This window comes from Bradyrhizobium sp. (genome assembly GCF_049691595.1).
In the GTDB taxonomy this organism is placed as follows: domain Bacteria; phylum Pseudomonadota; class Alphaproteobacteria; order Rhizobiales; family Xanthobacteraceae; genus Bradyrhizobium.
This window is the reverse complement of sequence record NZ_JBAVNZ010000617.1, coordinates 1-14,282: the sequence shown is the minus strand read 5'-3', so window position 1 is coordinate 14,282 and position 14,282 is coordinate 1. Positions and strand designations below refer to the sequence as shown.

Below are 14,282 nucleotides of genomic sequence, written 5' to 3'. Positions count from 1 at the left end.
CCTTGAAAAAAGGCGACCGTCCGGTCGCCGAGCTGTTCGAGCAGCTCGCGGTCGAGGACATCCGGCATGCCGCCGACGTGCTGCGTCCGGTCTACGACCGATTGAACGGCGGGGACGGTTTCGTCAGCCTGGAAGTCTCGCCCTATCTGGCGATCGACACCAGCGGCACCATCGCCGAGGCCGAACGGCTTTGGAAGGACGTCGCCCGCAAGAATCTGATGGTCAAGGTGCCGGCGACGGCCGAAGGCCTGCCGGCGATCGAGCATCTGATCGGCGAAGGCATCAGCATCAACGTCACGTTGCTGTTCTCGCAGCAAGTCTACCGCCAGGTTGCGGAAGCCTATCTCAGGGGTCTCGAAACATATGTCGGCAAGGGCGGCGATCCCGCCCATGTCGCGAGCGTCGCCAGCTTCTTCGTCAGCCGTATCGACACATCCGTCGACAAGCAGATCGACGAGAAGATCGCAAAGGCGAACGACCCGGCCGAGAAAGCGCGGCTGGCCGCGCTGAAGGGCAAGGTCGCGGTATCGAACGCCAAGCTTGCCTATCAGGATTACAAGCGCCTGTTCTCCGGCGCACGCTGGGACAGGCTGAGCGCCCAGGGGGCGAGGCCGCAGCGGCTGTTGTGGGCCTCGACCGGCACCAAGAACAAGGACTACAGCGACGTGCTCTATGTCGAGGAGCTGATCGGACCCAACACCATCAACACCGTGCCGCCGGCGACGCTCGATGCGTTCCGCGATCACGGCCAGCCGCGCGACAGCCTCGAGGAGAACATCGAGGATGCGCGGGGTGTGCTGGAAGAGCTCGAAATGTCCGGCATCTCGCTGGAGGCGACTGCCGCCGAACTCGTCAAGGACGGCGTCAAGCAGTTCACTGATGCCGCCGACAAGCTCTATGGCGCGGTCGCGCACAAGCGCGCGGCATCGCTCGGCGGCGGCATCGACCGGCAGAAACTGTCACTCAGCGCCAGCATCGAGAAGGCCGCCAGAAAAAGCGCCGAAGACTGGCGCGCATCGGCGACAATCCGCCGGCTCTGGCAAAAGGACAATTCGGTCTGGACCGGCGACGACGAGAACAAATGGCTGGGCTGGCTGAACAGCGCCGCCACGGCGGACATCGCCGATTACGAGGATTTCGCGCAGCGCGTGAAGGGACAGAATTTTTCCGACGCCGTGGTGCTCGGCATGGGCGGATCGAGCCTCGGTCCCGAGGTGCTGGCGGAAACCTTTGCCAAAAAGCCGGGTTTTCCGAAACTGCGCGTGCTGGATTCAACCGATCCGGCGCAGGTGCGCACGATGGAAGCGAGCATTGATATCTCCCGGACGCTGTTCATCGTTTCCAGCAAGTCCGGCGGCACCACCGAGCCGAATGTGATGAAGGATTATTTCTTCGATCGCGTCGTCAAGACGCTCGGCACTGAGGCGGCAGGCCACCGCTTCATCGCGGTCACCGATCCCGGCTCCTCGCTTGAGAAGGCCGCGACCAGGCAGGGTTTTGCCCGCATTTTCCATGGCGACCCCGGCATCGGCGGGCGCTACTCCGTGTTGTCGCCGTTCGGGCTGGTCCCGGCCGCGGCCGCGGGCATCGATGTCCGAAGCCTGATCAATCATACCCTTTCGATGGTGCGCTCCTGCGGTCCTGACGTGCCGCCGCACGAGAATCCCGGGGTGCAGCTTGGGCTAGCGATGGGGCTCGCGGGCCTCGAAGGCCGCGACAAGGTGACGATCTCGTCGTCGAAAAAGGTCGCCGGTTTCGGCGCCTGGGCCGAGCAGTTGATCGCGGAATCGACCGGCAAGGACGGCAAGGGCCTGATCCCGATCGACGGCGAACCGCTGGGCGATCCCGCGACTTACGGCAATGACCGCTTCTTCATCGACCTGCGCACCGAGGGCGAAGACGACACGGCGCATGATGGAAAACTCGTCACGCTGAAAAAGGCCGGACACCCCGTGGTCCGCATCGTCATGAAATCGATCGATCATATCGGCCAGGAATTCTTTCGCTTCGAGATCGCAACCGCGGTGGCCGGCGCGATCCTCGGCATCAATCCGTTCAACCAGCCCGACGTCGAGGCCGCCAAGATCAAGACCCGCGAACTGACCGGCGCATTCGAGAAGTCCGGCGCGCTGCCGGCGGAGAAACCGGTGGCGTCGTCGGCGGACGTCGATCTCTACACCGACGAGCAAAACGCCGCCGAGCTGCGCAGCGCCGGCGCCGATGGCGATCCCGGCTCCTGGATCAAGGCGCATCTCTCGCGCCTGGACAGCGGCGATTATGTCGCGCTGCTGGCCTATATCGAGCGCAACCAGGCCCATATCGACGCCCTGCAGAAGATGCGGCTTGCGGTGCGCGACCGATGCCATGTCGCAACCTGCGCCGAATTCGGCCCGCGCTTCCTGCACTCGACCGGCCAGGCCTATAAGGGCGGGCCCGACAGCGGCGTGTTCCTGCAGATCACCGCCGATGATGCCGAGGACTTGCCGGTGCCCGGCCAGAAGGCAAGCTTCGGCGTGATCAAGGCGGCGCAGGCGCGCGGCGATTTCGACGTGCTGACCGAGCGCGGCCGGCGGGCGCTGCGCGTGCATCTGAAGGGCGACCTTGGCCCCGCGCTCGCGGCGCTGGATGCCGCGATATCAGAAGCTCCCGGTGAGGGGTAAGCCCAGGATGCAGATCGGCATGATCGGCCTCGGCCGGATGGGCGGAAATATCGTACGCCGGCTGATGAAGCACGGGCATGCCGCCGTGGTTTACGACATGGATCCGAAAGCGGTCGCGGCGCTGGCGGCGGATGGCGCCACCGGCGCCTGTTCGCTGGAAGATTTCGTGGACAAGCTCGACAAGCCGCGCATCGCCTGGGTGATGCTGCCGGCCGGCAGGATCACCGAGGCCACCATCGACGCGCTGGCAGAACCGATGCAGCCCGGCGACGTCATCATCGACGGCGGCAACAGTTTTTGGCAGGACGATGTCCGCCGTGGCAAGGCGCTGAAGGCGCGCGGCCTGCATTATGTCGACGTCGGCACCAGCGGCGGCGTCTGGGGCATCGAGCGCGGCTACTGCATGATGATCGGCGGCGAAAAGCCCGTGGTCGACCGGCTCGATCCGATCTTCGCGGCGCTGGCGCCTGGCATTGGCGACATTCCGCGCACCGGAGGGCGCGATGGCCGCGATCCCCGCATTGAACAGGGCTACATTCATGCAGGCCCGGTCGGCGCCGGCCACTTCGTCAAGATGATCCACAACGGCATCGAATATGGCCTGATGCAGGCCTATGCCGAGGGTTTCGACATCCTGAAGAACGCCAATATCGAGGCGCTGCCGGCCGAGCATCGTTTCGATCTTGATATCGCCGATATCGCCGAGGTCTGGCGGCGCGGCAGCGTGATCCCGTCCTGGCTGCTCGATCTCACCGCGTCGGCGCTCGCGCAGAACCATACGCTGGACAATTATTCCGGCTTCGTGGAGGATTCCGGCGAAGGCCGTTGGACCGTCAACGCCGCGATCGACGAGGCGGTGCCGGCCGAGGTGCTCACCGCCGCGCTCTATGCACGCTTTCGTTCGCGCAAGCAACACACCTTCGCCGAAAAGATCCTGTCCGCGATGCGCGCCGGTTTCGGCGGCCACAGGGAGCCACCGAACAATGCGACCGGCACATCCAGGCCAAAGGCTTAAGCCCGATGGCGGTGGGTCAAGTCAAACAAAGGCAGCCCGATCCCTGCGCCTTTGTCATCTTTGGCGTCACCGGCGATCTCGCGCACCGGCTGGTGATCCCGGCCCTCTATAATCTCGCGGCGACCAACCTGCTGCCCGATAAGCTCTGCGTGGTCGGCATCGCCCGCAAGGGCATGTCGAACGCCGAGCTGACCGACAGCCTGTTCAAGGGTCTGCGCCAGTTCGCGACCCGCCCGGTGGATGATGCGATCGCCAGGCACCTGTTGCAATGCGTCACATGCATCGAAGCCGACCCCAAAGACCCCGATTCGTTCGACGCCATGCGCGAGCATCTCGACAGGCTGGAAGCCGCGCGCCAGACCGGCGGCAATCGCCTGTTTTATTTGGCAACGCCGCCCAATGCGTTCCTGCCGATCAGCAAGGAGCTCGGTCGCACCGGCATGCTGGCGGAAAACGGCCCGTGGCGGCGGCTCGTGGTGGAAAAGCCGTTCGGCACCGACCTCGCTTCGGCCAGGGCGCTGAACGGCGAATTGCTCGATCTCGTCGAGGAGCATCAGATCTACCGGATCGATCATTACCTCGGCAAGGAAACCGTCCAGAACATCCTGGTGTTGCGCTTCGCCAACGGCATGTTCGAGCCGATCTGGAACCGCAACCACATCGACCACGTGCAGATCACCGTCGAGGAAAAGCTCGGCGTCGGCCATCGCGGCAGCTTCTATGACGCGACCGGCGCGCTGCGGGACATGGTGCCGAACCATCTGTTCCAGTTGCTGTCGCTGGTCGCGATGGAGCCGCCGATCCGCTTCGATGCGCATTCGGTGCGTTCCGAAAAGGCCGACGTGCTGGCGGCGATCCAGACCCAGAGCGAGCAAGAGGCGCTGCGCAATTCGGTGCGTGGCCAGTATTGTGGCGGCAAGATCGGCGACACCGAGATCGAGGATTATCGCAAGACCAGGGATGTCAGACCCGACAGCACCACCGAAACCTACGCCGCGCTGAAACTGACCATCGACAACTGGCGCTGGGCCGGCGTCCCGTTCTATCTGCGCACCGGCAAGGCGCTGACCGCCAAGCGCACCGAAATCGCCATCAAGTTCAAGCAGGCGCCATTTGCCATGTTCCGCGACACGGCGGTCGATCGGCTGTCGCAGAATTATCTCGTGATCAGCACCGAGCCGACCGAAAGCATCACGCTGCAGTTCAACACCAAGGTGCCGGGTCCGACCGTCAACATCGACGGCGTCGAGATGACATTCCGCTACAGGGACTACTTCAAGGCCGAGCCCTCCACCGGCTATGAGACGCTGATTCATGACTGCATGATCGGCGACAACATCCTGTTCCAGCGCGCCGACGGCGTCGAGGCCGGCTGGCAGGCGGTGCAGCCGTTCCTCGATGCCTGGAAGAGGGCTGGCGTCACGGGGCTGGAGATCTATCGAGCCGGCAGCGAGGGACCCGAGCAGGCCAATGCGCTGCTGAGCCGTGACGGGCGAAGCTGGCGGAAACCCGGCTGATGGCGCCGGGCGGTCCATGCAAGGTCGTCGCTGGAGAATTTTCGTGAGCGATGAGACATTTCCGTGCGCCCTCGTCGTGATGGGCGTCTCCGGCTCGGGCAAGAGCACCATTGCCGACAGACTGGCCGGGCGTCTCGGCTGGCGCTACGAGGACGGCGACAAGTTTCACCCGGCAAGCAATGTTGCCAAGATGAGCGCCGGCCATCCGCTCAGCGATGAAGATCGCTGGCCGTGGCTGCGGGCGATCGCCGATCGGATCGACCGCATCTGCGACGCCGGCGAGCGGGCCGTTGTCGCCTGCTCGGCGCTGAAGCGCGCCTATCGCGCCATCCTCGTGCATGGGCGCAACGACGTCCGCATCGTCTTTCTCGACGGGACACCGCAGCTGATCGCAGGCCGGCTCGCCGCGCGCAAGGGACATTTCATGCCGCCGGGATTGCTGGAGAGCCAATTCAGGACGCTGGAGCCGCCGGTCCCGGAGGAGAACCCGGTGACGGTGTCGGTCGATGCAGCGGTCGAAACCATCGTGGATGACATCATCCGCCAATTGAGGCTGCATCGCTCATGACCCGCATCGCGCTCGTGATCTCCGACGTCGACGGCACGCTGCTGACAAAGGACAAGACGCTCACCGATGGCGCCAGGCGCGCGGTGCGCAGGCTCGACGCGGCCGGAATCGGCTTTACCATCGTCTCCAGCCGGCCGACGATCGGCATGGGATTTTTGATTGCACCGCTGGCGATCACGCTGCCGGTCGGGACCTTCAATGGCAGCTCGATCGTCGACGTCCAGTTGCAACCGATCGAGCAGCACCTGATCCCGCCCGCGGTGACTGAGCGCAGCATCGATGTGCTGCTGGAATTCGGCGTCGACATCTGGTTGTTCACCAATGACCGATGGCTGACGCGCAACCCCGATGGCGAATATGTCGCGGATGAGAAACGGGCGATCAGGCATGACCCGACCATCATCGCGGATTTCACGCCCTATCTGGCCGGCGCCTGCAAGATCGTCGGCGCCAGTTCCGACGTGGCGCTGCTGCGGCGCTGCGAAGCCGCGATCAAGGCGGCGGTGGGGGCGCAGGCCACCGCGGTTCGCTCGCAGACCTACTATCTCGACATCACGCCGCCCGGCCACGACAAGGGCACCTTTGTCGAAGCGATCGCGAGGCGGCTCGGCATCGCGACCGAGGCGGTCGCGACCATCGGCGACATGCAGAACGACCTGCCGATGTTTGCCAGCAGCGGCATCTCCTTCGCGATGGGCAACGCGGCCGACGACGTCAAGAAACACGCCACCCATGTAACGACGTCAAATGAGAACGAAGGCTTTGCCGGCGCGATCGAGACGGTTCTGCGGCTCGAATGAAGCTGCGATTATTCCCCGTGGATGCGGGCTGCAGGCTCACCGCGCTCGATCGATGGCCGGCGGCCCCGGCGTACTTCACGCCGCCGGTTTCATTTCTTCCTCATCGCGCCGTCGACCGTTCGCGCGTGGCGCTCCGGAGCGCGGCGACGTCGATCGCGGATGCGATCTGCTCGACCGGCACCGGGAGCCGGCGCCGCCAGTTCGGATGTTCGTTGACGGTGCCGGGAATATTGGGCTGTTCGGTCAGGCCGAGCAAATCCTCCAGCGCGATCGCGAGCAGCCGGGATCTGGTCCGCGAGAGGAAATTCGCCACCGCATAGAGATCGTTGCCGTCGATGCCGTGACGCCGCAGCACATCGTCCAGCATGGTCAGCGCATGCCAGCGCGCCGCGTCGCTTTCGCCGGGATCGATCCCGAGCGATCGCTTCAGCTTCAGATCGCTGAAGGCGCGCCAGCCGGCATAGGTCGAGAGGTCGTGGGTATTGAAGGTGACCAGCGCATTGGCCCGGTAGTGATCGGTGCCGCGAAACGTGCCGTGATCGTCATGCTCGAACATCATGACGAGATAGGACCAGATGCCCCAATCGGCCATCTGCTCGCGAAAGCCCTCCGGCACCGTGCCGAGGTCTTCGCCGATCACCACGCACAGGTGCGATGCGCTTTCCAGCGCGGTCGCCGCCAGCAGCGCCTCGAACGGCATCCGCACATAGGCGCCGGCGGCGGCGCCCAGTCCGTGCGGCACGAGATAAAGCCGCTTCAGGCCAAGCACATGATCGAGCCGGATCGCGCCGGCATGGCGCATCGAGGCGCGCAGCATTTCGCAATACGGCTCGAACGACCGCAGCTCCAGACCGGCCGCATTGAAGCCGGCGAGACCCCAGTTCTGGCCGGCGGTGTTGAGCGGATCCGGCGGCGCGCCGACGGCGAGATGCCGGGAAATCGCCGCCTGTTCGTTCCAGGCATCGAACCCGTCGCCCTGCACGCCGACCGCGACATCGAGATAGAGTCCGACCTTCATCCCGAGCTTGCCGGCGAGAGCCTTGCACGCCCCCAACTGCCGGTCAGCGATCCATTGCACGAATTCGACAAACTCGATCTCGGCCGCTTGCGGCCCGCCGCGCAGCCTGTCGCATTTTGCCGCCTCGGGCTGCCGCCATTCGTCCGGCCATTCCCACCATGGTACCTTGAATTTGTGCCGCAGCACCTCGAAGCAGGCGAAGCGCGACAGCGGCGCGCCGCGTTCGGCCCGGAAATTCTCGAAATCCTGCCGGCGCTCGAGATCCGGGTCGCTTTTGAAAGCCGCGAAGGCCGATCTCAACGCCCGCCATTTCAGTTCGGCCACGGCGGCATAATCGACGACGTCGCTGGCCCGCAGGCGCGCCAGTCCGTCCAGGGGCGCGTCATCCGCGCGGAATTCGGCGAGCTGCTCGACGTCGATATAGAGCGCGTTGAGGAACAGCCGGCTGTTTGGCGAATAAGGACTGCAATCTCCCGGGCGGTCGTCGAACAGGGCATGGAGCGGATTGAGCCCGACACCGTCGGCGCCGAAATGATGGGCCAGTTCGATCAGGCCTTGCAGGTCGGTGAAATCGCCCATCCCCCAGTTGCGTGCCGAGCGCACGCCATAGAGCTGGACCGCCAGCAGCCAGCCGCGGTCGAAATCGCCGCCAAAGGCTGTAGCCGGCGCGACGATCAGCGGCAATTCTTCGCGGGATGACGCGGCGTCGGTCAGATGCAACCGGTAGATGCCCGGCGGCAGATCCTGCGGCCAGACAATGGACCGATCACGGCTGTTTCCTGCCGCCATGACCCCGCGACGGTCGACGATTTCCCATTCGACCGGCAACGTGGCAGCCTGCGATAGTTCGCTTCGCGCCGGCCAGCCGGATCGGACCACGACCGGCTGGCCGATGAAACGGCGCGCGGTCAGCGGCGGCAGGGCATTGAGGATGAGCTTCAGCGCCGCCATGTCCGCCACATGGCGGCGACCCTGACCGTCAATATATTCGGTCTGGATTCCCTGTTTTCTGGCTTGAGCGATAAGGTCCATTAGGCACGGAGGTTGCACGCGACAGAACAAAGGCGACGCGAAATTGTCCAAATAAAGGAATGGGATAGAGCATGTTCAACGCATTGCCGCCCCCACCGTTCCCCAGGGAACCAATGCCCACGACCGGTCTTGTAGATACGTCTGGAGCGCACCCTTTGCGCAACCGGGACGTCATTTCCGTGTCAATGGCGGCATTATCGTGAACAAGACAGCGCAAACTGTCGAGAGCGCCGCCGCCGGCGGCGCCTTGCTTTATCCTGCCCCGCTATTCCGCTGTCTGGCGTAAGAAAGTCACGCCATGAATGTGCTGTCATCCATCGACGCAAAACCAGCCAACGCCACCGAGGACGGCGACGAGCTCTGGTACAAGGATGCCATCATCTATCAGCTGCACGTCAAGGCCTTCGCCGACAGCAACAATGACGGCATCGGCGACTTCGCGGGCCTGACGGAAAAACTCGGCTATCTGCAGGATCTCGGCGTCACTGTGCTGTGGCTGCTGCCGTTCTATCCCTCGCCCGGCCGCGACGACGGCTATGACATCGCCGACTACGGCGACATCAATCCCGACTTCGGGACCATGAAGGATTTCAAGCGCTTCATTCAGGAAGCCAAGAAGCACGGCCTGCGCGTCATCACCGAGCTCGTCGTCAATCACACATCCGACCAGCACGACTGGTTCAAGCGCGCCCGCCGCAGCGATCCGCAATCGAGCGCGCGCAACTGGTACGTCTGGAGCGACACCGACCAGAAATACCAGGGCACCCGGATCATCTTCACCGACACGGAGAAGTCGAACTGGACCTGGGATCCCGAAGCCGGCCAGTTCTACTGGCATCGCTTCTTCTCGCACCAGCCGGACCTGAATTTCGACAATCCGCGCGTGGTCAGCGCCATCGTGCAGGTGATGAAGCGCTGGCTCGATACCGGCGTCGACGGCTTCCGGCTCGACGCCATTCCCTATCTGTGCGAGCGCGACGGCACCAACAACGAGAACCTGCCCGAAACCCACGCCGTCATCAAACGGCTGCGCCGCGAGCTCGACGCCTACGCCAAGGGCAAGGTGCTGCTGGCGGAGGCCAACCAGTGGCCGGAGGACGTGCAGGAATATTTCGGCCGTGGCGACGAGTGCCACATGGCCTATCATTTCCCGCTGATGCCGCGCATCTACATGGCGATCGCGCAGGAAGACCGTTTTCCGATCACCGATATCCTGCGGCAGACGCCCGATATCCCGAATAACTGCCAGTGGGCGCTGTTCCTGCGCAATCACGACGAGTTGACGCTGGAAATGGTCACCGACGTCGAGCGCGACTATTTGTGGTCGACCTACGCCAACGATCCGCGCGCCCGCATCAATGTCGGCATCCGCCGCCGCCTCGCGCCACTGATGGACAATGACCGGCGCAAGATCGAGCTGATGAACTCGCTGCTGCTGTCATTCCCCGGCACGCCGATCATCTATTACGGCGACGAAATCGGGATGGGCGACAACATCTATCTCGGCGACCGCAATGGCGTGCGCACGCCGATGCAGTGGACGCCGGACCGCAATGGCGGCTTTTCGCGCGCCGATCCGGCCAGGCTCTACGCCCCCATGATCATGGACCCGGTCTATGGCTACGAGTCGGTCAATGTCGAGGCGCAGTCGCGCAGCCTGTCGTCCTTGCTGAGCGCGACCAAACGGCTGATCGCGGTTCGCAAGTCCAACCTCGCCTTCGGCCGAGGTACCATGACATTCATCCGCCCGGAAAACCGCTCGGTCCTGGCCTATGTGCGTCAATATCAGGACGAGGTCATTCTCTGCGTCGCCAATTTGTCGCGCTCGGCGCAGGCGACGGAACTCGATCTCTCCGCCTTCAAGGACCGCATCCCGCTGGAAATGCTCGGCCGCACCCGTTTCCCGTCGATCGGCGAATTGCCCTATATGATCACGCTGGCGCCCTACGGCTTCTACTGGTTCCAGCTCCGGGAGCGCGACAAGTCGGAGCCCGTCGCGCCGCGGGCGGTGCCCGAATTCGAGACGCTGGTGGTGCCGACGGGCGCGACCTGGGTATCGCTGGCGCGCACCCGCGGCGTGTTCGAACGTGACGTCCTGCCCGGCCATCTGGCGCGAACGCGCTGGTATCCGGAGCGCTCCGCCAAGGCGATCCAGCCGATGCTGGTCTCCGCGATCCCGTTCTGCAATATCGGCGACAACCGGCCCTGGCTCGCGTTCTTCGAGACCACGCAACGCGGCGTCACCAGCCGGTACGTCCTGCCGATGCAGATCGAGTGGGTGCGCTTCGATCGCGAGCGCTATAATCCGCGCGCCTTCGCGGCGGTTCGGCAGGGCGCCCGCGAGGGGACGCTGCTCGACGTCGCCACCGACCAGTTCTTTATCGCATTGCTGTTGCGCAACCTGCGGGAATCGCTGACCGTCAAGGAAGAGGAGCAGGGTTTGCGGCTTGAATTTCGGCCGACCAGCCGTTTCGCCGACAAGCCGGTCAGGCAGCCCGAGCGAATTCGCGTCGTCGAGACCGAACAGCCCAACAGCACGACGCTGGTCGACGAGGATTACGTCGTCAAGATTTACCGAAGGCTTGAGAGCGGCATCAATCCGGAGATCGAGATCGGGCGTTTCCTCACCGAGGTCGCGGGCTTCGCCAACACGCCCGCATTGCTCGGCACCGTCGAACTGGTCGAGGGCGACCGGCGAAGTGCGATCGGGACCGTCCATGCCTTCGTGCCCAATCAGGGCGACGCCTGGACCGTGAGCGCGGCCTATCTAGATCGCTTCGCCGAAGAGCAGCGTTTGCTGCAGACCGACCATGGGCCCGCCGAGAGCGAGGACCATGTCTCCTATCTGCGCTACATGTCGCAGACCGGACGGCGCGTCGCCGAGATGCACATCGCGCTCGCAAGCAGCAAGGAACTGCCCGAATTTGCGCCCGAGCCGACCAGCTACGAGGACGTGCAGCGCTGGATCGACGACATCGTGGCACGCACCGAACGCCTGTTCGACGCGCTGAGGCAGCGGCGCGATGCGCTGAAGGAGGCCGATCGTCCGCTGGTCGACCAGCTGCTGGCGCAGCACGACGGCCTGCCCCTTCGGCTGAAGGCGCTGCGGCCGCGCGACAGCGCCGGCCTCAACATCCGGCTGCATGGCGACTTCCATCTCGGGCAGATGCTGATCGTCAAGGATGACATCTTCATCATCGATTACAAGGGCGAGCCGCGGCGCACCGTCGCCGAACGCCGGCGCAAGGCGCCCGCGGCGCGCGACGTCGCCGGCCTGATCCGCTCAATCGATTATTCGGTCACGGCCGCCTTCGAGCGCGCGCTCAAGGTGGCGTCCGACGAGCATGGCAAGCTCGGACTGGCGCTCGCCGATTGGCGCGACCGCGCGACGGCCGCGTTCCTCGCCGCCTACCGCGAGACCATGGCCGGTCAGCCGCTGTGGCCGGACGATCCGGACGCCGCCGGGCGGATGCTGAACTTCTTCCTGCTTGAGAAGGCCCTCTACGAGATCGAATATGAGCTGGCGCATCGACCCGATTGGCTGCGCGTGCCGCTGACCGGAATGCTTCGAATCCTGTCGCAACCCGCCGTTGAGGCCGCATGAGCGAATTGCCTGCCGAGGCCTATGCGATCATCGAAGGCCGCCACTCCGATCCCTTCCATTATCTCGGCCTCCACGCCGAGGGCGACCGCAACGTGGTGCGCGCCTTCCTGCCGGAGGCCTCGATCGTCGAGGCGGTCGGCGAACATGGCGAGACGGCGGAGCTTTCGCGCATTCACAACGCCGGCCTGTTCGCCGGCGCGCTGCCGAACGGATCGACGCGCTACCAGTTGCGCGCCCGCTTCGGCGACAATGTCGTCGACCTCGACGACCCCTATCGCTTTCCGCCGGTCCTGGGCGACCTCGACCTTTACCTGCTCGGCGAAGGCACCCATCAACGCGTCTATGACAGGCTCGGCGCCCATCCGATGACGCTCGATGGCGTCGACGGCGTGGCCTTCGTGGTACTGGCGCCGAACGCGCGGCGGGTCAGCGTGGTCGGCGACTTCAATTTCTGGGATGCGCGGCGGCACCCGATGCGCGTGCGCGGCGTCGGCTATTGGGAGCTGTTCATCCCCAACGCCCGCGCCGGCGACCACTACAAGTTCGACATCATCGGTCCCCACGACCAGCATCAGCCGCTGAAATCCGACCCGCTGGCCTTTGCCGCGGAGATGCGCCCGGGCACGGCCTCCATCGTGCTCGACGCGACCAGGATCTTGCGTCCGCGCCCGGCGCCGCCGGGCGTCAACGCCCTCGGCGCGCCGGTCTCGATCTATGAGGTGCATCTCGGCTCATGGCGCCGCAAAGCCGACAATGCGTGGCTGAGCTATCGCGACCTCGCCGAACAGTTGCCCGCCTATGTGCACGATCTCGGCTTCACCCATGTCGAATTTCTTCCCGTCAGCGAACATCCGTTCGACGGTTCCTGGGGCTACCAGCCGACCGGCATGTACGCCCCGACCAGCCGCTTCGGCCCGCCCGAGGATTTCGCGGCGCTGGTGGATGCCTGCCATCGCGAAGGCCTCGCAGTGATGCTGGACTGGGTGCCCGGGCATTTCCCCGACGATCCGCATGGGCTCGGCCAGTTCGACGGCACCGCGCTGTATGAACACGCCAACCCGCTGCAGGGACGCCATCTCGACTGGGGGACGCTGATCTACAATTACGGCCGCACCGAAGTGGCCAATTTCCTGGTGTCGAACGCGCTGTTCTGGCTCGATCGCTACGGCATCGACGGCCTGCGCGTCGATGCCGTCGCATCGATGCTCTACCTCGATTACAGCCGGCCCGCGGGCGGCTGGATCCCGAACAAAAATGGCGGCCGGGAAAACCTCGAGGCCATCGATTTCCTGCGCCGCTTCAACAGCGAGCTGTTCGCGCGCTTTCCGCAGGCGACCACGGCGGCGGAAGAGTCGACCGCCTGGCCTCTTGTGTCGCGCCCGGTCGAATATGGCGGGCTCGGCTTCGGCTACAAATGGAACATGGGCTGGATGCACGACACGCTGGATTACATCGGCAAGGATCCGATCTACCGCAAACACCATCACGGCAGCATCCTGTTCGGCCTGCATTACGCGTTCTCGGAAAACTTCATCCTGCCGCTGTCGCATGACGAGGTGGTCCACGGCAAACGCTCGATCCTCGGCCGCATGCCCGGCGACGACTGGCAGCGCTTTGCCAATTTGCGCGCCTATTACAGCTTCATGTTCGGCCATCCCGGCAAGAAGCTGATGTTCATGGGCTGCGAATTCGGCCAGGAGCGCGAGTGGAATCACGATCATTCGCTGGACTGGCATCTGCTCGAGCAGAAGCGATACGCCGGCATCCAGGCGCTGGTCCGCGACCTGAACCACCTCTATCGCGAACTGCCGGCGCTGCATGAAATGGACTGCGACCAGGCAGGTTTCGAGTGGGTCATCACCGATGACGCCAGCGGCAATGTCTTCGCCTGGATCCGCAAGGGCCACGGCGCGCGGGCGAGGTGCCTGGTGGTCGTGAATTTCTCGCCGAACGTCTATCGCAACTACCGCGTCCGGGTGCCGTTCGCCGGCAAGTGGCACGAGGTATTCAATTCGGACTCCGCGCATTACGGCGGCAGCAATGTCGGCAATATCGGGGAAGTCCGGAC

Annotated in this window: 8 protein-coding genes; 7 read left to right on the top strand and 1 reads right to left on the bottom strand. The window is 64.5% G+C overall.

Annotated elements, in window-relative coordinates:
• From WCE35_RS24850 to WCE35_RS24830, 5 genes are all read left to right on the top strand, one after another.
• Window positions 1–2,660: bifunctional transaldolase/phosoglucose isomerase (locus WCE35_RS24850; protein WP_424595954.1), on the top strand; the 2,660-nt coding region annotated here is incomplete at its 5' end.
• 7 nt (window positions 2,661–2,667) lie between these two features.
• A complete protein-coding gene (gene gnd, locus WCE35_RS24845) occupies window positions 2,668–3,675 on the top strand; it encodes a phosphogluconate dehydrogenase (NAD(+)-dependent, decarboxylating) (protein WP_424595956.1) in 1,008 nt (335 codons plus the stop codon).
• A 5-nt stretch (window positions 3,676–3,680) separates the two neighbouring features.
• A complete protein-coding gene (gene zwf / locus WCE35_RS24840; protein ID WP_424595953.1) occupies window positions 3,681–5,192 on the top strand; it encodes a glucose-6-phosphate dehydrogenase in 1,512 nt (503 codons plus the stop codon).
• 79 nt (window positions 5,193–5,271) lie between these two features.
• Complete coding sequence (locus WCE35_RS24835) at window positions 5,272–5,760, top strand: gluconokinase (protein WP_424595955.1); 489 nt, start codon at window positions 5,272–5,274, stop codon at window positions 5,758–5,760.
• The gene (locus WCE35_RS24830) at window positions 5,757–6,560 is read left to right on the top strand and encodes a Cof-type HAD-IIB family hydrolase (protein WP_424595952.1); all 804 of its coding nucleotides are present in this window, start codon (window positions 5,757–5,759) and stop codon (window positions 6,558–6,560) included. Before WCE35_RS24835 ends, WCE35_RS24830 begins: the two co-directional genes overlap by 4 nt.
• A gap of 100 nt (window positions 6,561–6,660) precedes the next feature.
• Here WCE35_RS24830 and malQ read toward each other — a convergent pair whose 3' ends face one another.
• Window positions 6,661–8,610 carry a 4-alpha-glucanotransferase gene (gene malQ, locus WCE35_RS24825; RefSeq protein ID WP_424595951.1) on the bottom strand — a complete coding sequence of 650 codons (1,950 nt, stop codon included), beginning with the start codon at window positions 8,608–8,610 and terminating at the stop codon, window positions 6,661–6,663.
• Window positions 8,611–8,908: 298 nt separating this feature from the next.
• Between malQ and treS the strand changes: the two genes are divergently transcribed.
• Window positions 8,909–12,214 (top strand): maltose alpha-D-glucosyltransferase, encoded by a 3,306-nt coding sequence (treS, locus tag WCE35_RS24820; RefSeq protein WP_424595950.1) that lies wholly within the window; start codon window positions 8,909–8,911, stop codon window positions 12,212–12,214.
• The coding region (gene glgB, locus WCE35_RS24815; protein ID WP_424595949.1) for a 1,4-alpha-glucan branching protein GlgB at window positions 12,211–14,282 on the top strand (2,072 nt) is incomplete at its 3' end. The genes treS and glgB, both read left to right, overlap by 4 nt.